This is a genomic window from Streptomyces sp. NPDC001617 (genome assembly GCF_053596855.1).
The window spans coordinates 25,848-48,053 of record NZ_JBSFHA010000017.1 but is presented as its reverse complement, the minus strand read 5'-3'; the positions used below and the strand labels follow the sequence as shown (position 1 = coordinate 48,053).

Annotated in this window: 13 protein-coding genes; 2 read left to right on the top strand and 11 right to left on the bottom strand. The window is 70.3% G+C overall.

All coding sequences use genetic code 11. From position 1 onward, the window contains the following. Positions 1 to 110: 110 nt before the first annotated feature. From ACWC09_RS15680 to ACWC09_RS15645, 8 genes are read right to left on the bottom strand one after another with little or no spacing between them, the layout of a single operon-like run. Positions 111 to 683, bottom strand: coding sequence for a chorismate mutase (locus ACWC09_RS15680; protein WP_450851077.1), 573 nt, complete (start codon positions 681 to 683; stop codon positions 111 to 113). A gap of 27 nt (positions 684 to 710) precedes the next feature. Beyond that, a complete protein-coding gene (locus tag ACWC09_RS15675) occupies positions 711 to 1,427 on the bottom strand; it encodes a glycoside hydrolase family 12 protein (protein ID WP_450851076.1) in 717 nt (238 codons plus the stop codon). Positions 1,428 to 1,465: 38 nt separating this feature from the next. Next, on the bottom strand, positions 1,466 to 3,700 hold the full coding sequence (locus ACWC09_RS15670; protein WP_450851075.1) for a glycosyl hydrolase family 95 catalytic domain-containing protein: 2,235 nt from the start codon (positions 3,698 to 3,700) through the stop codon (positions 1,466 to 1,468). Continuing rightward, positions 3,697 to 5,667 (bottom strand): beta-galactosidase, encoded by a 1,971-nt coding sequence (locus ACWC09_RS15665; RefSeq protein ID WP_450851074.1) that lies wholly within the window; start codon positions 5,665 to 5,667, stop codon positions 3,697 to 3,699. Before ACWC09_RS15665 ends, ACWC09_RS15670 begins: the two co-directional genes overlap by 4 nt. After that, positions 5,667 to 7,883: a 1,4-beta-glucanase gene (locus ACWC09_RS15660; RefSeq protein ID WP_450851073.1), complete on the bottom strand. Its 2,217-nt coding sequence runs from the start codon at positions 7,881 to 7,883 to the stop codon at positions 5,667 to 5,669. Before ACWC09_RS15660 ends, ACWC09_RS15665 begins: the two co-directional genes overlap by 1 nt. Before the next feature lie 50 nt (positions 7,884 to 7,933). Then, the gene (locus ACWC09_RS15655) at positions 7,934 to 8,869 is read right to left on the bottom strand and encodes a carbohydrate ABC transporter permease (RefSeq protein WP_450851072.1); all 936 of its coding nucleotides are present in this window, start codon (positions 8,867 to 8,869) and stop codon (positions 7,934 to 7,936) included. Further along, positions 8,866 to 9,903: an ABC transporter permease gene (locus tag ACWC09_RS15650; protein ID WP_450851071.1), complete on the bottom strand. Its 1,038-nt coding sequence runs from the start codon at positions 9,901 to 9,903 to the stop codon at positions 8,866 to 8,868. Before ACWC09_RS15650 ends, ACWC09_RS15655 begins: the two co-directional genes overlap by 4 nt. 27 nt (positions 9,904 to 9,930) lie before the next feature. Further along, positions 9,931 to 11,625 carry an extracellular solute-binding protein gene (locus ACWC09_RS15645; protein WP_450851070.1) on the bottom strand — a complete coding sequence of 565 codons (1,695 nt, stop codon included), beginning with the start codon at positions 11,623 to 11,625 and terminating at the stop codon, positions 9,931 to 9,933. Positions 11,626 to 11,951: 326 nt separating this feature from the next. Here ACWC09_RS15645 and ACWC09_RS15640 point away from each other — a divergent pair, with 326 nt between their 5' ends. After that, positions 11,952 to 14,804 (top strand): glycoside hydrolase family 3 C-terminal domain-containing protein, encoded by a 2,853-nt coding sequence (locus ACWC09_RS15640; RefSeq protein ID WP_450851069.1) that lies wholly within the window; start codon positions 11,952 to 11,954, stop codon positions 14,802 to 14,804. A gap of 114 nt (positions 14,805 to 14,918) precedes the next feature. Here ACWC09_RS15640 and ACWC09_RS15635 read toward each other — a convergent pair whose 3' ends face one another. The 3 genes from ACWC09_RS15635 to ACWC09_RS15625 all read right to left on the bottom strand — a co-directional run bounded on the left by ACWC09_RS15635 (position 14,919) and on the right by ACWC09_RS15625 (position 20,550). Continuing rightward, positions 14,919 to 16,364, bottom strand: a complete 1,446-nt coding sequence (locus ACWC09_RS15635) for an aldehyde dehydrogenase family protein (protein ID WP_450851068.1) — start codon at positions 16,362 to 16,364, stop codon at positions 14,919 to 14,921. 252 nt (positions 16,365 to 16,616) lie between these two features. Continuing rightward, the gene (locus ACWC09_RS15630) at positions 16,617 to 18,275 is read right to left on the bottom strand and encodes a PucR family transcriptional regulator (RefSeq protein ID WP_450851067.1); all 1,659 of its coding nucleotides are present in this window, start codon (positions 18,273 to 18,275) and stop codon (positions 16,617 to 16,619) included. Positions 18,276 to 18,423: 148 nt separating this feature from the next. Then, complete coding sequence (locus ACWC09_RS15625) at positions 18,424 to 20,550, bottom strand: ATP-binding protein (RefSeq protein ID WP_450851066.1); 2,127 nt, start codon at positions 20,548 to 20,550, stop codon at positions 18,424 to 18,426. A 247-nt stretch (positions 20,551 to 20,797) separates the two neighbouring features. Here ACWC09_RS15625 and gabT point away from each other — a divergent pair, with 247 nt between their 5' ends. Then, positions 20,798 to 22,132: a 4-aminobutyrate--2-oxoglutarate transaminase gene (gene gabT, locus ACWC09_RS15620; RefSeq protein ID WP_450851065.1), complete on the top strand. Its 1,335-nt coding sequence runs from the start codon at positions 20,798 to 20,800 to the stop codon at positions 22,130 to 22,132. Positions 22,133 to 22,206 lie beyond the last annotated feature (74 nt).

The following is a 22,206-nucleotide window of genomic DNA, read 5'->3' as shown; positions in this document are numbered from 1 at the left end:
GCTGCTGCGCCATCGTGGCTGGTCGCACCCACGCGGCGGTAGCCGCACAGCGATACGGTCCCGCACCCCTTTGGGGCGCGGGACCGGCCGTACGCTGTGAATGCTTTGGGTCAGTTGCGGCAGACGGAGACCAAGGAGCGGGCCAGAGCCGCGGTGTGCAGCAGGTCCGGGTGTTTCTCGTGGTGGACCTCGATGACCGCGACGGCGAGTTCGGGACCGCAGGTACGGGCCGTGCGCTGCGGTGTGGTGTCGGCCAGGGACTGGACCAGGTCCGCGTTGATGCGGTTGATCGTCTGGCGGACGACGTTCAGGTCGGGCTTGGTGGTGGGAGCTTGCTCGGGATGGGCCGTCCATTCCGCGAACAGGGCGCGCTGGACGATCTTGTTGGCCTCTATCTGGTCGCGGAAGACGCGGCGGACCTCGTCGGGGTCGGCGCCGATCCGCTGGGCCTGGGCGGCTACGGAGTCGAGGACCTGTTGTTCGCGGGCCGGGTCGTCGATGGGGCTGTCGGTGCCCCACTTGGCGGCGGCCACCAGGTCGGCGGTGGCGAGTCGGTCGGCGGCGAGGGAGGCGACCGGCAGCAGCCGAGAGGCCGGTGCGGGGGCGGCCGTGGCGGTGCCCGGCAGGGCGAGCACCGCTGTGGCCGCGAGGGCGGAGATACGGAGGGGGGTGGGGATTCGCATGGGTCCATGAAACCCCACCCCGATCGGTCAACTGCTGCTGACACTCTCGCTGTTGACCACGAAGTCCAGTCCGCCGGACGAGGATGTGATCTCGAAGCCGAACTGGAAGTCCCCGATGGTCACGTTGCCGAACCAGCCCTTGGTGTCCTTGATCCACTTCAGGATCGGCAGGACGTTGACCGTGCCGGAGCTGGAGTTGGAGGTGCGGACGAACGAGAACACGTCGTTGGAGCCGTTGTTGCCCTTGTAGACGGTCCAGGTGTGACCGCCCAGCGTGAGGTTGCCCTGTGAGGTGCCGAGCGGGCCGACGGCTCCGGTCTTGTTCATCCAGAGCATGATCTCGTACTTGTAGCCGGTGTCCCAGATGTCGTACGACGTGTTGTACGCGCCGGACGACGGGACGGAGACGTTGTAGCCGCTGGAGAGCGAACCGAGCGAGGTGATCGACTTGTTGATCACCTTCTTGGCGTTGGGGTAGGACTTGATGCCGCCGGTGTTGGGGTGGTTGGCGTTGACGCCCCAGTTGGTGCCGGAGTTGGCCCAGATGCACTGGGCGCCGGCGCCGGAGCCCCAGATGTTGTTGTAGAGGGTGTAGCCGTTCAGGGTCGTGTTGCCCCACTGGTCGCAGGAGCTCCAGACGGCGGCCGAGGCGGGGGCGGAGGCGAGGCCGACGGTGGCGCCGAGGGCCATCGCCGGTGCCAGCACGGCCATGGTGATCCTCTGCTTCAGCGTGCGTGTTGCCATGGTGTCCCTTCCATGGGTGGGGGGAAATGCGGGGGTGGCTACCACGCCCCCAGGGTGAGGACGTGGTCTTCTCCGGCGACGAGGTCGAGCGGTCGTGTGCCGGAGGAAGTCCGGAGGTCGACGCGGTGGGTCCGGGTGGGGCGGATCACCACCGTCGTCCGGCTCGGGCTCCAGGTGAGGTCGACATCCGCCCCGAACCGGGTCCGGACACCGATGAGTTGACCGGTGGAGTACGCCGCCGGGAGCGCGGGCAGCAGAACCAGCCGGTCGGGCGTGGACTGCACGAGCATCTCGACGAGCACGGCGGGCAGGGTGTGCGCGGCGTCGGCGTTGTAGACGTCGCGGTCCGGGTAGTGGGCGCTCATCAGGGAGTCGTGGAAGAAGTCGCCCTTGAGGACCTGACCGAGGGCGTGCGCCACCCGCTCGCCGTCGCGCAGCCGGGCGGCGACCAGGGCGTGGTGCAGATGACCGTGGGCCGAGTCGTTCTCGGCGCCGCGCAGTTCGAGGGCGCGGTGGGCGGCCACCACGAGGTCCGGGGTGTCGTACGGGTTGATCTCGTCCAGCGGCCAGACCCCGTACAGGTGGCTGAGATGACGGTGGTCGTAGGTGTCGTCGAGGCCGGGCCAGGCCCATTCGGCCAGTGCGCCGTCGGAGTTGATCCGGTGTGGGGGCAGCCGGTCGGCGAGCGCCCGCCAGCGGTCCGCGTCGGGCGTGTCCGGGTGGTGATCGGCGGCGGTCAGCAGGGCGTGCCGGGCGGCCGAGAGGTCCATGGCCGCGTTGATCACGCCCCAACCGGCGTTCGCGGGACGGTTCTCGGGCGAGTAGGACGGGACGACGACCAGCTGTCCGTCCCCGTCCGTCCGGCCGAGGAAGTCCTCGTAGAACAGGGCGACTTGGGCGAGCGCGTCGGCCGTACGGGGATCGCGCTCGCCGCGGGTCTCGTCGTGGTCGACGAGCGGCTTGAGCAGCCAGTCGGCACCGGCCGTCCACAGGTGCAGCGGGTACTCGCGACTGAAGTGGTACGACAGCCCGGACTCGCCGTCGGTGTGGGCCGGGGCGAGGACTCCGCGAGCGCCGAAGACCGTACGCGCGTTCTCGGCCCAGTCGACGAGTTGACGGTGGATCAGAGAGGCGTGGGCGGCGGTCACTTCGGGGAGGGCGGCGGCCGCGGCGGAGGCCGTCTGGAGGTTGAGGTTGGCGTCGTTGGTGAAGGCGCCGGACCAGGCGGTATTCCAGTCGCCGGTCCACAGACCGGTGAGACGGGGCGGGTTGAGGCCGCTCGCGGAGAGCAGGTGGTAGCGGCCGGCGGCGAAGAGTCGTTCCAGGAGGGCGGGGTCCTCGGGGTGCTTCTCCAGCAGCTCGGAGCCGGGGAGGGCGCGTTGGGCGGGGTCGGCGCCGAGGTCGAGGGTGACCCGCTCGTAGGCGGTGCGGTGGAGGGTGGTGTGGCGGGCCAGCAGCCGGTCGTACGACTCCTCGCCCGCGGCGGCCAGTTGGCGCAGGGCGTGGCCGTGGGGGGCAGTGTCCTGCTCGCCGGTGTGGCGCAGGACGCGGGTGAGGAGGAGCACGGACTCGGCGCCGGTGACCTTGAGGCCGGGGGGTGTGAGTGCCGTACGGCCGCCGGTGACCGCGACGAGCGTCAGGCCGGTGTACGCCGTGTCGCTGCCGGGGTAGCGGACGCGCAGGGTGAGCAGGGCGCCCTCGGGGGTGAGGACGGCGCCGTCGCCGACGGCGAGGCCCGTGGGGGCGTTCGGCAGGCGGTGGTCGAGGGCGATGTCGAGGTCGGGGGCGGTGACGTGCTGGACGATCACGTCATCGGCGCGGGAGACGAAGACCCGGCTGTTCCAGCCCTCGCAGACCTCCTTCACGACGCCGGTGGCGAAGTCGACGGACCGGCGGTAGCGGCGCGGCTCCTCGCCGGGCGCTCTGCGCAGCCGTACCTGAAAAGCGGGGTGGAAGGGCTGCACCCACTGCAGGTCGCGGCCGTCGGTGAAGGTCTCGGCGGCATGCAGTTCGCCGGCCAGCAACCGGTCCTGCAGCAGCGGTAGTTGAGCGGCGAGCCGGGGCGGACGGGCGTTCTCGCCGCCGTTGGGGCGGACGAGGGTGTGGTGGGTGACGACGACCCGCTCGTCGTTCGGATCACCGAACACGAGGGCGCCATGATGGCCGTTGCCGCTCAGGAAGCCGTCCTCCCAGCGGGCGGCGGGGGCGGGTTCCCAGGTTCCGTGGACGATGGTCGCGGGGGCGTTCGCCGGACTGTTCGCGGGGGTGTTCATGGGCGCAACACCACCACGCCGTATCGGTCGAGGGTGAGTTGGCCTGCGACAACCGCGCCCGTCAACAGATCACGACGACCGCCCGGCACCTCGACGGTCACCGGCTCGCGCCCGTGGTTGAGCACGAACAGCAGATCGCCGCGGCGCACCGCCTCGACCTGGTCGGGCAGCCCGCGCAGGACGGGGCGGACGCCGGCCTCGGCCGCGATCCCGGCGAGGAGGGTGCGCAGGGCGTCCGGCTCGGGAAGCGTGGAGAGATACCGGGCCCGACCCTTGCGCAACACGGCGGGCAGTCCGTCGAGTTCGCCGCCCTTGTAGGTGACCTCCGCCGAGGCGTCGTCGTCCTTCTCGATCTCCTCCGACCACAGGGTCCCGAGGAACCCGTCGGTCTCGACGCTCTCGTCCGCGTCCAGCGGCCACCACTCGTGCAGCGTGCGGATGCCGAACAGCTCGCGCAGCCGGGCGTCCATGCCGCCGGTGCGCACCCGGTCGTCCTCGTCGGCGATGCCGGTCAGGAAGCCGCTGACGAGGGTGCCGCCGGCGCGGACGTAGGAGAGGAGGTTGTCGATCGCCGCGTCCGTGAGGGCGTACGACTGCGGGACGACGACCAGCTTGTAGCCGGTGAGGTCGTGCTCGGGGTGGGCGAAGTCGGTGGTGAGGTGGGCCTGCCAGAGGGCGCGGTGCCAGGCGGTGAGGACCTGGGTGTGGTCGACGCGGGTGGAGAGGCGGCCTTCGTGGGCGCCGGCCCACCAGGAGTGCCAGTCGTGGAGGATCGCGATGTCGTTGGTGGAGTGACTGCCCGTCACCTCGGCGCCGATCCGGGCGAGTTCGGCCCCGATCCGCTTCACTTCCTGGTACGTCCGCCCCTGCTCCCCCGCATGGCTGACCATCCCCGAGTGGAACTTCTCGGCGCCCTGCCTCGACTGCCGCCACTGGAAGTAGCAGACGGCGTCGGCGCCACGGGCGACGGCCTGCAGGGACCACAGCCGGTTGAGGCCACGGGGTTTGGGGTGGTTCACACCTCGCCAGTTCACCGGTCCCGCCGCCTGCTCCATGAGCATCCAGGGCCCACGGGCCTGCGAGCGGGTCATGTCCTGCACGAGAGCGGCGTGTTGTGCACCCAGCGGATCACGCGGATCGGGGTAGAGGTCGACGGAGACGACGTCCTCCTCCTCGGCCCACCGCCAGGCGTCCTGACCGACCCACAGCGGCATGAAGTTGGTGGTCACCGGGATGTGGGAGGGGGTGTGCCGGCGGACGATGTCCCGCTCGGCGACGTAGCACTCCAGGAGCATGTCGGAGGTGAACCGTTTGAAGTCCAGCACCTGACCGGGGTTCTTCAGATAGTGCGCGTGGCGCGGCGGCAGGACCTCCGCCCAGTCGCCGTAGCGCTGGCTCCAGAAGGCGGTGCCCCAGGCGGAGTTGAGGGCGTCGAGGCTGCCGTACTTCTCCCTCGACCAGGTCCGGAAGCGGACGGCGGCCTCGTCCCCCCAGTCATAGGTGCAGTACTCGTTGTTGATGTGCCACATGGTGAGGGCGGGGTGGCTGCCGTAACGGGCGGCGAGGTCCTCGGTGATGGCCGCGGCGTAGCGGCGGTAGACGGCGCTGGAGTGCGAGAAGTGTTGCCGCCCGCCCCACCACTCCGTGCGGCCGTCCTCGTCGCGAGGCAGGGTCTCGGGATGCAGGCGGCCCAGCCAGGGCGGTGGCGAGGAGGTGGGCGTGGCGAGGACGACGCCGATGCCGTTGTCGTGCATCAGGTCCATGAGGGTGTCGAGCCAGCCGAACTCCCGCTCCCCCGGCCGGGGTTCGAGCTTGGCCCAGGAGAAGACGCCGAGGGTGACGGAGTTGACGCGGGCGGCCTTCATCAGCCGGACGTCCTCGTGCCAGGTCTCCTCGGGCCACTGCTCGGGGTTGTAGTCGCCGCCGAAGAGGATGCGGCCGCGGGTGGCGTCGCCCAGGTCCGGCATTACACCGGCTCCCCGTACTGGATGCCGCGCCCGTTGGTGGCGAGGTAGACCCGCCCGTACACACGCGGGTCACCGGTGATGGTCTCCCCGATCCACCCCCACTGATGCCGGTCGTCGTTGATCCGCACCCAGCTCTTCGCACCGTCGTCGGACCGGTACACGGCGGTGATGGTCTCGGTCGAGCCGACCATGTAGACCGCCGGATAGTCGGCACCGTCGGCCGCCTTGCCGAAGCCGAGTGTGTACGAGGCCCAGCAACTGGCGACCTTCGAGAACGAAGCCCCGCCGTCCGTGGACCGATAGAGCCCGTTCCACTTGCCGGAGAGCCACAGGTCACCGGATCTGCCGGGCGCCGCGACCAGCTCGAACTGACTGTCCCCGGCGGGCAGCCCGCCCGCACGCTCCGTGAAGGAGAGGCCACTGTCAGTGCTGGCGAGTACCTTTCCCGTATCGGTGTCGTACGCGTAGAAGAGCGTCGGGTCGGCCGGGTCGGCGACCGGCGTGGCGCCCTTCGGGAAGGAGGAGATCTCGGTCCAGGTGGCCCCGCCGTCGGCGGACCGGTGGGCGGCGTACTTGGTGCCGTCCCAGTGCACGAAGGACCACAGCAGCACACTGCCGTCGGCGTTGACGGCGATCGGCCCCGGAGCATCCTTGGCGATGGCGGGCTGGCCCCCGAAGGGCGCCCAGGTCCGCCCACCGTCGTTCGAGTACGCCCCGTTGCCGTGGTCGCCCCACCCCGTCCGCACGACATACGCCGGCCTGCCCGCGGCCTGCGCGAGTCCCGTCGCCGACCCGAACACGGGGTTCGTCGCCATGCCGCGGGAGGGCGAGGCGGTGAGCCGCTCGTGGTACATCACGCCGACGTCCCCGAGCCCGCTGATCAGGTGCGCCTCCCCGACCGGGGGCGAGATCAGCCGGCGTACGGCGGTCTCCTCCAGGCCGCGGATCTGCGGGGCCCAGTGCGTCAGATCCCGGGTGCCGTAGAGGGTCGCGCCGGTCCCGTACACCACGTGCTTCGAGTCGTACGGGTCGACGGCGACGGCCTGGATCCACCAGCCGAACTTGGGTGCATCGGCGCCCCACTTGAGATAGGGGGTCTCGGACACGTCGAAGTCAGCGGCGTCCTTGAGGGGCGCCCATGTACGGCCGCCGTCGGTGGTCCGGAACACCGTGTCCCCGTCCGCCCACCGGTTGTTGGTGGACACCACGACCGTGCCGGGCCGCCGGGCATCGACGGCGACCCCGCCGTACCCGAAGGTGTCGGCGGAGCCGTCACCTGTGGTCCCGCCAGGCTTCACAGGCGTGACCTCGGTCCACTTGCCGGTGTGGACGGCGAGCTTGTGCACACCGCCGGCGGACTGCCCGTTGGGTCCGGGCGCGTCGGCGTACGTCACGTACAGCTCGCGGGCGAGGCAGTCGTACGCGGCCCGGATCGGCACCTTGGCGGAGGTGCCGCCGGGCTGCCCGGGCACGGCTTCCCACGACGTCCCGTCGGCGGTCCGGAACAGGTTGGCCGAGGTCCCGCCCCCGTCACCCCACCCGGCGTACACGGCCCGCCCGACGGCGACGAGGAAGACCACCCCCTGGCCGGTGGCGCTGGATGCGGCCGGGAAGCCACTGACGGCTGCCCAAGTGACGCCCCTGTCGGTCGACTTGAGCAGCCCGTCATGCCGGGTCCCGAGCCACAGGGTGTCGCTGTCCCGCGGATCGACGAGCAACCGCTCCCCGGCCCCCCGCCCGTCCTCATTGGCCCCGAGCTTCACGCTCAGGTCGGTGCGGCTCCAGGTGGCACCCCGGTCATCGGACCGCAGAACGGCCCCGTTCCCGGCCCAGGACTGGGCGTAGGTGCCGAGGGCGAGGTAGAGCCGGTCTGGATGAACGGGATCGACAGCGATCGCCTCGACCCCGAGAAGGTTCCAGTCGTCCCAGCCGAGGTGATCGGTGAGCGGAGTCCAGCGCGCGGCACGGTCGTCCCAGCGGTAGGCGCCGCCGATGTCGGTACGGGCGTAGGCGAGCCCGCGGACGGAGGGGTGGAAGAGAACGCCGGTGACGAATCCGGTACCGCCGATGACGGCGTTGCGCCAGCGGTAGGCGGGAGCGGCGGCTTCACTCTCCGCGGCGTGCGCGGGCCCGGGGAGAAACGGTACGGCGGTGACAGCGGCAGCAGCCGCGGTACCGGCGAGAACGACCCGACGGCTCGGACGGGACGTGAGCATGACACACCTCGTTCTGGAAACGTGGGGCAAGTGGAGAAGGAGGCGTCGGATCAACCCTTGATCGCGCCGGTGAGCATGCCCTTCTTGAAGTGCCGCTGCACGAACGGCGACAGCACGGCGACCGGCAGCAGGGCCATCACCATGACCGCCATCTGAATGGCCAACCCCGACAATTGGCCGGTCCTGATGGCCTGTCCCAGGCCTACCGGCTGCTGCTGCCGCTGGACGAGCTGGATCATGACGTTCTGCAACGGCATCATGTCCTGGTTGTTCAGGTAGAGCGACGCGTTGAACCAGGCACTCCAGTACCCCACGGCATAGAACAGCGTGATCACCGCGAGGACGGCCCGGGACAATGGCATGACGATCGTCCAGAGAATGCGGAGATCCCCGGCGCCGTCGATGCGCGCGCTGTCGATGAGTTCCTGGGAGATCTCCATGAAGAACCCGCGCAGCACAAGGATGTTGAAGACGCTGATCGCACTGGGAAGGATCAGTGCGAGATAGGTGTCCGTGAGCCCGAGGGACTGCACGAGCAGATACGTGGGGATGAGGCCCGCGCTGAAGAACATGGTCGCCAGCAGCGTCATCAGGATCCAGCGGTGCCCGAGCGAGCCGGTGCGGGACAGGCCGTAGGCGCACAGGACGGACACCGTCATCGAGAACAGCGTGCCGACCAGGGTGATGAGGATGCTGATGACCATGGCCCGGGTGACCTGGCCGCCGCCGAGCAACTCCCTGTAGGCGATGAGGGTGAGGCCCTTGGGCACGATCACCAGGCCGCCCGCCTCGTCGATGGTCTTGCGCGACGAAAGGCTGGTGACGATCACGATCCACAGCGGGATCAGGACCGCCAGACAGGCGAACGCCAGGACCAGGCCCTTGCTCGCGAGGCCGGCCTTCGACGGCTCCTCCTCCCACGCCGGGCGCTCGGGTGAGGCCCACCGGAACGGTTTGCTCGCGGGTTTGTCGACGACGGTGGTCACTTCTTGTAAACCCCCTGCTCGCCCAAGAGATGGGCCACCTTGTTCGCGGCAAGGACCAGGCCGATGCTGACCACGCCCTTGATCAGACCGGCGGCGGCCGCATAGCCGAAGTCCTGGTTGTGCACGCCGTTCCACCACACGAAGGTGTCGAGAACCTCTCCGGCGCCCGGCCCGACGGCGTCACGTTGCAGCAGGATCTGTTCGAACCCGACGGTCAGGGCGTCGCCGACACGCAGTACGAGAAGCAGAGCGATCACCGGCCGCAGGGCGGGAAGCGTGACGTGCCACATGCGGCGCCAGCGGCCGGCGCCGTCCATCGCGGCGGCTTCGTAGAGGTCCTGGGAGACCGAGGCCAGCGCGGCAAGGAAGACGATGATCCCCCACCCGGCGTCCTTCCACACGCTCTGCGCGGTGACCAGGAAGGGGAAGGTGTTCGGGTCGGTCATGATGTCGATGCCGTTGTACCCGTGCTGGCGCAGCAGCTGGGAGAGCATGCCCGCACCGCCGAACATCTGCTGGAAGACGGCGATGACCAGCACCCAGGAGAAGAAGTGCGGCAGGTAGAGCACAGCCTGCGCGACCGCCCGCACCCGGGGCCGGACCACACTGTTGATGAGCAGCGCGAGCAGGATCGGGATCGGGAAGAACAGCACGAGCTGGACGAAGAACAGCACGAATGTGTTCTGCACGGCGTTCCAGAAGGCGGAGTCCCCGAAGATCTCCTGGAAGTTCTCCAGGCCGGCGAAGGGGCTGTGCAGCATGGCGACGATGCCGTTGTCGCTGACGTAGGGGTCGTAGTCCTGGAAGGCGACCACGTTGCCGAGGATCGGCAGGTAGTTGAAGACCAGGAGCAGCACGATGGCCGGCAGCGTCATGAGGATCAGGGTGCGGTCGCGTCTGAACCTGAGCCGGAAGCCCAGCTTGTCCGGGCCTCGTCGTGCCTCCCGGGCGCCGGCGGGGTCGGCGGACGCCACCGGGGTCTTCACCGGCGTGCTGGCCTCGGCGCTGCTCCGAGGCACCGTGCTGTGGGACACGGCTGTTCTCCTTGCCTCAGAGCCTGGTCAGCTCGCCGCCGAGCCGTTCTCGTCGAGAAGCTTCTTGTACCAGTCACGCAACCGATCCCCGCCTTTCTTCTTCCAGTCGGAGACGGCCTGCTGCATGTCGCTGATCTTCTTGTGGCCGCGGATGATGTCGTCCTCGAGCTGCTCGAAGTTGTCGGCCAGATTGGTGTAGCGGTTGGGCTCGGCGATCTGCAGGCCCCAGAAGGTCGACTTCTTGGTGAAGGCGCCCATCCGCTGCTCCCACTCGACCATGGCCCGGGTGATGTCCGGGTAGTCGGGGTGGGCGAAGGTCGGGGCGGGGCTCGCGACCATGACGAAGGCGTTGACGACCTCGTTGTTGCCCTTGTCGTTCTTGACGGGCACACCGTTCTTGATGGTGTAGTGCGTGCCCTCGACGCCGTAGTTGGTCATCATCCACTCCTTGGTGCCGTACGGCGCCGCGGTGACATTGGCGACGGCCAGCGTGTCGCGGATGACGGACTCGGACGCCTTCTTGTTGACGAAGGCGAAGATGCCGGCCGGGTTCGCGGCCCACAGCGTCGGATTGCCGCCGTCGTGGTTCCAGATGTCCATGCCCCAGACTCTGAAGTCGGGGTTCTGGGTGGCCTGGGATGCCTGCTGCCCGTACCAGTTGACGATGTTGTTGTTCCAGATCAGGAACTCACCCTTGGCGAACAGGGGGGCCGGGTCGCCGATCTGGCTCTTGCCCAGCTTGAACTGGGGGTGGACGTATCCGGCGGCCATCAGCTTGCGCGCCCACTCCAGCGCTTCCAGGTACTCCGGAGTCTCGATGCGGTAGATCAGCTTGCCGTCGACCAGGTTCCAGCCGAGCGGTTTCTCCCCGCCCCCCAGCACGCCGAAGTTGTTGAACGCGGTCCACTTCATGTCATCGCAGGCCCACCGATTGGCCTTGGGGTTGGTGATCTCCTTGCACAGGGCCATGAACTCGTCGGCGGACTTCGGGACCTCGTAGCCCTCCTTGTCGAAGATGTCCCGGCGGTAAAGAGGCACGATGTTCGCGGCGGGCTCGGTGGGCTGCGGCAGGCCCATCAGCTTGCCGCCGAAGATGGAGCGCTGCCAGGCGTCGCTGGGGATCGCCGCGAGGTTCGGGTACTCCTTGATCTTGTCCCCGGTCAGATAGGGGCCGAGGTCGGCGAACTTGCCGGCGATGGCGCTCGGTATCCGGCCGGTCATGTTCCAGCCGGGGATCACCACCACGTCAGGGATGTCGCTGGAGGCGAGGACCGCGCCGAGCTTCTGGTCGTAGGTGTTGCCGTCCTGGTTACGCCACTCGACGTCGACTCCGATCAGGCTGTTCATCCCCGTGTAGTAGGGGTTGTTCTGCTTCGGCGGCGAGCCCCAGAACGGCGACATGATCGTGACCTTGCCGCCCTTGCCGAGCTTCTTCGGGACCGAGGTCTTGAGGGTGGCGACGTCGAGCTTGCTGGTGAAGCCCATCGCCGAGCCGTTCTTCGACGGGATGTCCGGCGTCACCACGTTGCTGGCCACATAGGCCGGGAGGATCTTCTTCGCGTTCTTGCCGGACGTCGTGCCCCCGCCCGACCCGCTCTCCGAGCCCCCGCAGGCGGCAAGCAACGGTATCCCGCCCGCAACCGCCGCCGTGGCAACGGCAGTTGATGCGAGGAAGCTTCTCCGGCTCGGTCCGGAAGAGGCGGAAGCGGCGTTCGGCGTCATTGCGTCAACCCTTCATGGCGCACCAGGACACCCGGCGGTGGCCGTCGGCTGCGGTGTCTCGAGTGGAACGTGCTGAGCTGAAGCGGTCCTCCGACGCATACCGGCTGGATCCGTAGTCGAAGCGCTTCGATGTTGCTGTGAGGTTAAGTGAACGCCTGGGGGTGCACAAGGGTCGATTCCAAGATTCCTGCGGGCTCTCACACCCGACCTGTTCTTATGCGCCGCATGAAGTAACCGTGTCCGTCTCTTGACACCCGCCCATCCGTCGAATGAGCATCGAAGCGCTTCGAAAGTGCTCCGTCGCTCCATCGCAAGGGGATCCCCACGTGACCGAACAGACGCCGCCCACGCCGCCGTTCCGCGACCCGCAGCTGCCGTTCGCGAAGCGCATCGACGACCTGCTGGAGCGGCTGACGCTCGACGAGAGGATCTCCTTCCTGCACCAGTACGCGCCGGCCGTCGACCGCCTCGGCATCACCGCCTGGCGCACCGGCCAGGAGGCCCTGCACGGCGTGGCCTGGATGGGCCCGGCGACCGTCTTCCCGCAGGCGGTCGGCCTCGGCGCCACCTGGAACACGGATCTCGTACGCCGCGTCGGCGAGGCCGTCTCCAAGGAGACCCGCGCCATGCACGCGAAGGACGACCGCGTCGGCCTCAACGTCTGGTCCCCCACGGTGAACCTCCTGCGCCACCCCCTGTGGGGCCGCAACGAGGAGGGCTACTCGGAGGACCCGAAGCTCACCTCCGCCATCGCCACGGCCTACACCCGCGGCCTGCGCGGCGACCACCCCACGTACTGGCGCACGGCCCCGGTCCTCAAGCACTGGCTGGCCCACAACAACGAGACGGACCGGGCGACTTCGTCCAGCTCGGTCCGCCCGCGCGTGCTGCACGAGTACGACCTGCGCGCCTTCCGCGAGACGGTCGAGGCGGGCTCGGTGGCGGGGGTGATGCCTGCGTACAACCTGGTCAACGGCCGCCCCAACCACGTCTCCCCGTACCTGCGCGAGCATCTGCGCGCCTGGACGGACGAGCATCTGCTGGTCTGCTCGGACGCCGGGGCACCCTCCAACCTGGTCGATCACGAGCACTACTACGACACCCACGAGGAGGCGACGGCGGCCGCCCTGATCGCCGGCGTCGACAGCTTCACCGACCACGGCACCGACAGTTCGCAGATCGTCGCGCGGGTCAAGGAGGCGTACGAGCAAGGCCTGTTGACCGAGGCCGACATCGACACCGCCGTCCGCCGCCAGCTCTCCGTTCGCTTCCGCCTCGGCGAGTTCGACCCGCGCTACGACCCGCACGCGGGCATCCACGACTTCGACACCCCGGCCCACCGCGCCCTCGCGCAGGAGGCCGCCGAGCAGTCGATCGTGCTCCTCAAGAACGACGGCGTGCTGCCCCTCGCCCCCGACACCCGTGTCGCGGTGGTCGGCCTGCTGGCCGACGAGTGCAAACTCGACTGGTACAGCGGCACGTTGATCCACCGCTCGACTCCCCTGGAGGGCCTGTACGAGCAGTTCGGCGCCGAGCGCGTGGAGTTCGCGGAGGGCGTGGACCGTATCCGACTGAGGACGTCGTCGGGCGACTTCCTCCACGTGCCCGCGGTGGACGCCGACGACCAGGTACGCGGCGCCGAGGGCGCGTTGGACCCGGCCCTGCTCGCCGGCCGCACGGACCTCCCGCCCCTGACCACCGACCCGACCGGCACCGAGCTCGCCCTGATCGACTGGGGCGGGGGCGTCCTCACCCTCCGCGCACCAGACGGCCGCTATCTCTCGGTCGCCGACGACGGTTACGTACGCGCCTCCGCCGACCAGCCCGGAGGATGGGTCGTCCAGGAGACCTTCCGCCTGGAACCCCACGAGAACGGTCACCTCCTCCGGCACATCGGTACGGGTCGCCACGTCTCTGTCGCCGCCGACGGAGTGAAGGTTGCCGACGTGAATCCGGAACACGAGGCGCAGCCGGAAATCTTCGCGCCGATCATCGCCGAGCGCGGCGAGGAGGCGGTGGCCAGGGTCGCCGCACAGGCCGACGTGGTCGTGGTCGTGGCGGGCAACGACCCGCACATCAACGGCCGCGAGACCGAGGACCGTACGACCCTCCGCCTCCCCGCCCACCAGGAACGCCTGCTGCGCGCGGCCCGCGCCGCGAACCCGCGCACGGTCCTGGCGCTGGTCTCGGCCTACCCGTACACCGTCGGGACCTCCGCACTCCCGGCGGTCCTGTGGACGTCCCACGGCGGCCAGGCGGCAGGCACCGCGCTCGCGAGGGTCCTGTCCGGCGAGGTCTCCCCCGCCGGCCGCCTCCCGCAGACCTGGTACGAGAGCGACGGCGATCTGCCCGACCTCCTCGACTACGACGTGATCGGCGCCCGCCAGACGTATCTGTACTTCGAGGGCACGCCCCTGTTCCCGTTCGGACACGGCCTGTCGTACGCGGCCTTCTCCTACGGCGACCTGACGACACGGGTGGAGGGCGGCACGCTGTACGTGACCTTCACGGTCACGAACACCGGAGACGTCACGGCCGACGAGGTCCCCCAGCTCTACACCCGCGCCGTGGAACCGACGGTCCCCCGCCCCCGCCGCGAACTCCTCGCCCACAGCCGCACCACTCTCACTCCCGGCGAGAGGACGACCCTCTCCTACGAAGTCCCTCTCTCCGCCTTCGAGTTCTGGGACGTGGCACAGGGCGGCCGGCGCCTGGAGCCGGGCCCGTACGACATCCTGGTCGGCGCCTCCAGCGAGGACGTCCGCCTGCGTACGACGATCCTGCTGGACGGCGAGTCCCACGCCCCGCGCCCGGTTCTCCGACGCGGCCTGGACGCGGCCGACTTCGACGAGCAGAGCGGTGCCGCGATCGTCGACCGGACGAAGGCGGCGGGCGACGCGGTGACGCCGGAGCCGGACCGGGTGGCCGAACTGATCTACCGCGACTGCGACTTGGGGGACGGTGCCACGGAGGTGCGGGTGACGGTCGCGGGCGAGGGCACGGTCGAGTTCTCCCTGGACGGCGGCGTGGTACTGGCCGTACTGGACCTGAAGGACGCCACGCCCTCCCCGTACCACTACACCACCCTCACCGCCGACATCGTCGCCGAGGGCGTGCACGACGTACACCTCGGACTGCGCGGCCCGCTGCGGCTCGCGCACGTCGGCTTCTCCGGTTGAGGGTCCGGACGAGGCCGACGCAGTGAAGAGGCCCGGCACCGGAAGGCATCGGTGCCGGGCCTCTTCGAGAAGGGTAGATTAACTGAAAACGATTGTCGTTTACTAGGGGGGCGGCTAGAGCGCCAGCCCCGTCAGCACCAGCACCCGCTCGTACGTGTAGTCGTCCATCGCGAACTTCACGCCCTCGCGGCCGACACCGGACTGCTTGGCGCCGCCGTAGGGCATCTGGTCGGCGCGGTAGGAGGGGACGTCGCCGATGACCACTCCGCCCACCTCCAGCGCCCGATGTGCCCGGAACGCGACCTGCAGGTCGTGCGTGAACACGCCTGCCTGGAGGCCGTACTTGGAGGAGTTGACGGCGGCGAAGGCCGCCGCCTCGCCGTCCACCTTCTGCACGGTGAGGACGGGTCCGAAGACCTCCTCGCAGGAGATGGTGGTGTCGGCCGGTACGTCGGTCAGGACGGTCGGCGCGTAGGAGGCGCCGTCACGGTCGCCACCGGTGAGCAGCGTGGCGCCGGCCTCGACGGCCTCCTTCACCCACGACTCGACACGCTTGGCGGCGTCCTCACTGACCAGCGGTCCGACGTCGGTCTTGTCGTCACCCGGGTCCCCGGTGACCTGGGCCTCGACGGCGGCGACGACACGCGGCAGGAGCCGGTCGTACACCGACGCGTCCGCGATCACCCGCTGCACGGAGATGCAGGACTGGCCGCCCTGGTAGTTGGAGAAGGTGGCGATGCGGGTGGCGGCCCAGTCGAGGTCGGCGTCGGAGGCGTAGTCGCCGAGGACGACCGCGGCGCCGTTCCCGCCCAGCTCCAGGGTGCAGTGCTTGCGCGGCACCGAGTCCATGATCGCGTAGCCGACCTTCTCGGAACCGGTGAAGGAGATGACCGGCAGGCGTTCGTCCTGGACGAGGGCGGACATCTTGTCGTTGGCGACCGGGAGGATGCTCCAGGAACCGGCCGGGAGGTCGGTCTCGGCGAGGAGGTCGCCGATGATGAGCCCGGAGAGCGGGGTGGCCGGGGCCGGCTTGAGAATGATGGGCGCACCGGCGGCGATCGCCGGCGCGATCTTGTGGGCGCACAGGTTGAGCGGGAAGTTGAAGGGCGCGATACCGAGGACGACGCCCTTCGGGAAACGCCGGGTGAGGGCGAGGCGCCCCTGACCGCCGAGGTCGGTGTCGAGCCGCTGGGCCTCACCGCCGTTGAACCGACGAGCCTCTTCGGCGGCGAACCGGAACACGGACACGGCACGGCCGACCTCGCCCCGGGCCCACTTGATCGGCTTGCCGTTCTCGGCGGAGATCAGCTGGGCGATCTCCTCGGTGCGCTCGACGAGACGCCGGCTGACGTGGTCGAGGGCGGCGGCGCGGACGTGCGCGGGGGTGGCGGCGAACTCGTCCCGTACGGCGTGGGCGGCGGCGACGGCCTCCTCGACCTGAGCGTCCGTCGGCACGCTCACCGTGCCGACGAGCCGGCCGTCCCACGGGGAGCTGACGTCGAAGGTGTCCTCGCCGGTGGCCTGGCGGCCGGCGAGCCAGAAGGCGGTGGTGGAGGTCATGTGCGAGTCCCGGCCCTTCGGCGGTAGGGGTGTGTGCAGGGCTTTCGGGTCCACGGTAGGCGGGTGGGGGTGGGGGCGTGTTTGGCCGGGGTGGAGTAGTCGCACGACTGAAGGCGCCTGTTTGGCAGGCTTCGGGAAATCCAGCCCGTTGGGGGTGCCCCCCTCCGGGGGAGTTCACGGACGAGGCCGTTCAGGCCGAAGCGGGGGTCTGGGGCGGCAGCCCCCGGCAAGGACGGCGCCGGCACCGGGTGCCTAGTCGGCCGACGTCGCCTTGAGTGCCAGCCAAAGCTCCATCCGCACATCCGGATCGTCCAGGCTCCGCCCCAGAATCTCCTCCACCCGCCGCATCCGATACCGCAAGGTGTGCCGATGCACCCCCAGATCCGCGGCCGCCGCATCCCACTGCCCGTGCCGCGACAACCACGCCCGCAACGAGGCCACCAGATCCCCCCGCCCGGTCGCGTCGTGCTCGTACAGCGGCCGCAGCAACCCGTCCGCAAAAGCCTTCACCGCGTCGTCGGCCAGCAACGGCAGTACAGACCCCGCCGCCAACTGCTCATGCTCCACGTACACCCGCCCCCGCCGCCGAGCCACCGACAGGGCCTGCTCGGCCTGCTTGTACGCCGCCGCGGCCGCGATCGGCCCGACCGGCGCCGAGACCCCCACGACCAGCTCCGCCTCGTCACCCCCGCCCCCCGCCGACGCCCCGGCCCGCGCGGCCTCCACCGCCGCCGCGTACTCCCCGCACGCGGCGACCGCCGCACCCCCGTCCGCCGCGAGCACCACCAGCCGCGCCCCTTCCCCGTCCCCCTCGGGCACGACCAGCACGGCCTCCCCCGCCCGCGCCCCGGCCGAGTCCACGATCTCGGCGAGCGAGGCGAGAGGATCACGATCCGCGCCGGCGGCCGGCTTCCCGCCCGCCACAGGCGCATGCGAGTCCACCGACATCCGCACGGGCCCCGCCGCCGAAGCCGCCTCGGCGACGATCATCCGGAACGGCGCGTCCAGCAGCCCCCCGTACAGATCCCCCGCCACGGCCCGCGCATGATCCGGCTCCCCGGCGAGCAGCATCCGCAGCACCGCAGCCCCGAGCCGCTGCTCGGCGGCCTGCAGGGACCGCGACCGTTCCGTGGTCAGCGTCAGCAGCGCGATCGCCGAGTGGACCGCGTACCGCTCCGCCGTACCGAGCGCCGCGGCCGTCCCCACGGCCAGCGCGGCCCGCGCCCGCCGCCCGGTCCCCAGTGAATGCAGCTCTACGCGATCTTCGTTCTCGGGCCCGCCGACCACCGAGGACGCCGGCGCCGGCCGCTCCCGCAGCCGCTCCACGTCCGCGGTCAGCCGCGCGGCCCGCCGCCCCGCCCACTCCGGCGCGGTGGCGACGACGGCGCCCGAGGCGTCGTAGAGCGCCGCCCAGCCGTCGACCTGTGAGGCGAGCGCGGAGAGGAGCCCCTCCGGCCCCTCGGCGATGGCCTGCTTGGTCAGTTCGCGCTGGGCGGCGAAGCCGGCCGTGACCGCGCGGTACTGGTCGGCGGCGATGGCGGCCGAGACCGCTTTGCTGATGGCGATGAAGGGCGTCAGGCGCGGCACCTCCAGCAGCGGCAGCCCCGCTTCCTGCGCCGCGTCGACGAGGGCCTCGGGGATCTCCTCGTAGTTGACCCCGACGGCGAAGCCGAGCCCGACGACCCCCGCGCCCACCAGCCGTTTCACATACCGCCGCATCGCCTCCGGATCCTCCGCGTCCAGCTTCAGCGCGGTGATCAGCAGCAGCTCCCCGCCCTCCATGTACGGCACGGGATCGGCGAGTTCGCTGACATGCGCCCAGCGCACGGGCACGTCCAGGCGGTCCTCGCCCGCCCGCACGGTCAGCTTGAGCGCGGAGTGGTGGACGAGCGAGGCGAGGGTCGGGGGCATGAGGCCTTCAGGTCAGGACAGCGGAGATCGGGCGAACCTTGTGATCTTTTGGCCGCCGAGTATGAACGGCCTGTGCCGATTCTGCCTCACCGTACGGTCACCCCGCGCCGTGAAGTCCCGCCCTGTCCCCTCTATCCCCCCTGTCCCCCTATCCCCTCAGATCCACCAGCAACGGCGGCGCGTGCTCACCCTTCACATTCGTCAGCGACAACACGGCATGCCCGGGCGGCACCCCGTGCGCCAGCTCGGACGCCGACCACCGCTCACGCTCGACCTGCCGGACGGTCACCGCCCGCTGCGTCGGCGCCTTGCCGGTGATCACGCGGCGCAGCATGTGCAGGGCCTTCCCGGCCGGGGTCTCGGCGATGATCTGCCGGTCGGTGACGTCCCGCGCCTCGATCCACTCCTTGCCCCACACCTCGGCAAAGTCCTGCCCGTCCCAGGGGGTGAGCCCGGACAGCGCCATACGGCACCCGGTGGCCCCCAGCAACGGACCGCGCAACGGCCTCGGTACGTCGTCCAGCGTCCGCAGCGTCAGCACGGCCCCCGCGTTCGTCGACCGCAGCCGCTGAATCCCGCGCACCGCCTCCGGGGTGACGACCCCCGTGGCGTCGTCCAGGACCAGACAGGCGAACAGCGACCTGTCCTCCCGCACCGCCACACTCGCCGTGAACTGCGCCAGCACCAGCCGGGCCAGCATGCGGGAGGCGTCGGCGTGACCTCGTTCGGGGAGGTCGATGCGGACGCGGACCGGGTGGTCGAGTGCCTTGAGGGAGAAGGGTTTCGACTGCCCGGAGGTGTCGAAGAAGCCGGCGAAGGCGGGCCGGTCGAGCAGTGCGACGCGGTCCGCGAGGATGCCGCCCACGTCGCCGCCGTGCCCCGCCTGCCGATCTCGCGCGTCGAGTTCCCTCAGCAGCGACTCCTGCCCGGAGTCCTCCAGCGCCTGCCGCAGCGCGGCCAGCGGTCCGGCCGCGCCGTCGAGCAGCTGCCGGAGCTCCGGTACGGAGGGCCAGCGGCCGTGCACCGCGCGGAACGGTCCGAGCAGCTGGGCGAGCACGGTCGTGGAGCGGCGGCTGTCGCTGCCCGCGTGCGGTTCTGCGAGATCCCCGACCAGGGCCTCGGCCAGCACGGCCGCCGCCTCGTCCGGGTCCGTGGTGCCGCCGTACAGGTCGAGGTCGTAGACCGATTCCGGGTTCCCGATGCGTACGACGACGTCGTAGGCGTCGGTGGGGCCGAGCCCGGCGCCCGGCGTGCCGACGACCACCACCGCGGCCCGGCCGGCCAGGGCCTGCAGACACAGGGACTCCGCCAGCGGCCGTACGACCGAGCCGGTCTTGCCGGAGCCGGCCGGTCCGACGGCGACGAGCGACGTCCCCAGGAGTTCGGGGCCGAGCCCGAGGCCGGTGCCCCGATAGCCGTACGGGTTGCGCGGATCGTCGACGGTGCTGCCCAGCCGTACCTGGCCGGTGATCACATCGTGCCGGGCCAGCCGGGCGGGCAGGTCGCGCTCGCCGGACGGATGCAGACAGGCGGCGGCGCCGTCCTTGAGCACGGCACCGGTGAAGGCGGCAAGGCTGTGCCGGCCGGTACGCACCCCCTGCCAGGCGCGGGCGATGCGGGCGTGGTCGACGTCGCGCATCTGTCCGGACTGTGCCGCCGAGGTGAGCCGGTCGGCGGCGTCATGGGCACCGGCGGCACGGAGCTGGTTCCAGTGGGCGGGGTCCTCCTCCGCCGCCGGCGCGGGCGCCTGCCGGGGCCCGGGGCGCTTCACCAGAGGCACCACGAAACGCCGCCAGACCTCGCCCCAGCGGCCCAGCTTGCCGACCGTCAGCATGATGGCCAGGGCTACCAGCAGTTGATACCCCTGGTAGAGGAGGGTGTTGCCGACCTCGCTGCTGGTGCCGCGCCAGGAATCGGGGACGAGCAGCTTGAACGGCAGCCACCACCACTCGCCCAGATACCCGTTCTGCAGGAGCGACCACACGAGCCAGCCGACCAGGAACGCGATGAGCGCTCCGCTCAGCAGCTGCCTGGTCGGGATCTCCTCGGGCGCCTCGGTCGGCCGGGGCCGGTACCCGAAGCGCCAGATGCCGGGGGCCGCCTCCGGCCGGGGGGTGCGCAGCCAGGTGAGGAACGCCGACCCGTCCTGCCGCGGCGGCACCAGGGGCGCCTCCCTCGGCCTGGGCGGCATCGCCGGCACCTCCGCCGGCCTCGCCGGACGCGGCACAGGATTCGCATGCGTACCCCGCGCGTCCTGCGTCCCGTCGCTGTCCATCGCCCTCGCCCCTTGACCAGCCGTTCCGTCCACCATCAGCGGTCAATCTAACGCCCCGCCCGGGGAGTTCACCGCGTACGTGGCCGCGCCTCGTCACGGACGCCATGTCCACCGCGGACAATCCCGTCTCGCGACACCGCCCACATGGAGCATGCCCACCCCCCGCCTCCGGCCCTAGCCTGCGAGAAAAGAAGGCAAGAGTCCGAAAAGCCCATCCGTAGAACCCCGCATTCCCCAGGAGCCCCTCATGAGCGCACTTCCTCAGGAGCGCCGCGTCGTCACCGCCATCCCCGGCCCGAAGTCGCAGGAGTTGCAGGCCCGCCGTATCGCCGCGGTCGCGCAGGGCGTGGGCTCCGTGCTGCCCGTGTTCACCGCGCGCGCGGGCGGCGGGATCATCGAGGACGTCGACGGCAACCGTCTGATCGACTTCGGTTCCGGCATCGCCGTGACGTCCGTCGGCGCGTCCGCCGAGGCCGTCGTACGCCGGGCGTCCGCGCAGCTCGCGGACTTCACCCACACCTGTTTCATGGTCACCCCGTACGAGGGCTACGTGGAGGTCGCCGAGGCCCTCGCCGAGCTCACCCCGGGTGACCACGCCAAGAAGTCGGCCCTGTTCAACAGCGGTGCCGAGGCCGTCGAGAACGCCGTCAAGATCGCGCGTGCGTACACCAAGCGGCAGGCCGTGGTCGTCTTCGACCACGGGTACCACGGGCGTACGAACCTGACGATGGCGCTGACGGCCAAGAACATGCCCTACAAGCACGGCTTCGGGCCGTTCGCGCCCGAGGTCTACCGGGTGCCGGTGGCGTACGGCTACCGCTGGCCGACCGGTCCGGAGAACGCCGGTCCGGAGGCCGCCGCGCAGGCCATCGACCAGATCACCAAGCAGGTCGGCCCGGACAACGTGGCCGCGATCATCATCGAGCCGGTGCTGGGCGAGGGTGGCTTCATCGAGCCCGCGAAGGGCTTCCTCCCGGCCATTCGGAAGTTCGCCGCGGACAACGGCATCGTGTTCGTGGCCGACGAGATCCAGTCCGGGTTCTGCCGTACCGGCCAGTGGTTCGCGTGCGAGGACGAGGGCATCGTCCCGGACCTGATCACCACTGCCAAGGGCATCGCCGGCGGTCTGCCGCTGGCCGCCGTCACCGGTCGCGCGGAGATCATGGACGCCGCGCACGCGGGCGGCCTGGGCGGCACCTACGGCGGCAACCCGGTCGCCTGCGCCGGTGCGCTCGGCTCCATCGAGACGATGAAGGAGCTCGACCTCAACGCCAGGGCGAAGAACATCGAGGCGATCATGAAGGCCCGCCTCACCGCCATCGCCGAGAAGTTCGACATCATCGGCGACGTCCGCGGCCGTGGCGCGATGATCGCCATCGAGCTGGTGAAGGACCGTACGACCAAGGAGCCGAACCCGGAGGCGACCGCCGCGCTCGCCAAGGCCTGCCACCAGGAGGGCCTGCTGGTCCTGACCTGTGGCACCTACGGCAACGTCCTCCGCTTCCTGCCCCCGCTGGTCATCGGGGAGAACCTCCTGAACGAGGGCCTCGACATCATCGAGCAGGCTTTCGCTCGTATCTGAGCCGTTTCGCACGGCGAGGGACAGGCTGTGTGAAGAACGTGTGCGGGGTGGACGGAGGGACGGGAATGCGTCTG

Excerpts from the sequence above, each read along its gene's own strand:
- ACWC09_RS15645 (WP_450851070.1), bottom strand. The coding sequence starts at position 11,625 with ATGACGCCGAACGCCGCTTCCGCCTCTTCCGGACCGAGCCGGAGAAGC.
- ACWC09_RS15670 (WP_450851075.1), bottom strand. The coding sequence starts at position 3,700 with ATGAACACCCCCGCGAACAGTCCGGCGAACGCCCCCGCGACCATCGTC.
- ACWC09_RS15635 (WP_450851068.1), bottom strand. The coding sequence starts at position 16,364 with ATGACCTCCACCACCGCCTTCTGGCTCGCCGGCCGCCAGGCCACCGGC.
- ACWC09_RS15625 (WP_450851066.1), bottom strand. The coding sequence starts at position 20,550 with ATGGACAGCGACGGGACGCAGGACGCGCGGGGTACGCATGCGAATCCT.
- ACWC09_RS15675 (WP_450851076.1), bottom strand. The coding sequence starts at position 1,427 with ATGGCAACACGCACGCTGAAGCAGAGGATCACCATGGCCGTGCTGGCA.
- ACWC09_RS15665 (WP_450851074.1), bottom strand. The coding sequence starts at position 5,667 with ATGCCGGACCTGGGCGACGCCACCCGCGGCCGCATCCTCTTCGGCGGC.
- ACWC09_RS15630 (WP_450851067.1), bottom strand. The coding sequence starts at position 18,275 with ATGCCCCCGACCCTCGCCTCGCTCGTCCACCACTCCGCGCTCAAGCTG.
- ACWC09_RS15680 (WP_450851077.1), bottom strand. The coding sequence starts at position 683 with ATGCGAATCCCCACCCCCCTCCGTATCTCCGCCCTCGCGGCCACAGCG.
- ACWC09_RS15660 (WP_450851073.1), bottom strand. The coding sequence starts at position 7,883 with ATGCTCACGTCCCGTCCGAGCCGTCGGGTCGTTCTCGCCGGTACCGCG.
- gabT (WP_450851065.1), top strand. The coding sequence starts at position 20,798 with ATGAGCGCACTTCCTCAGGAGCGCCGCGTCGTCACCGCCATCCCCGGC.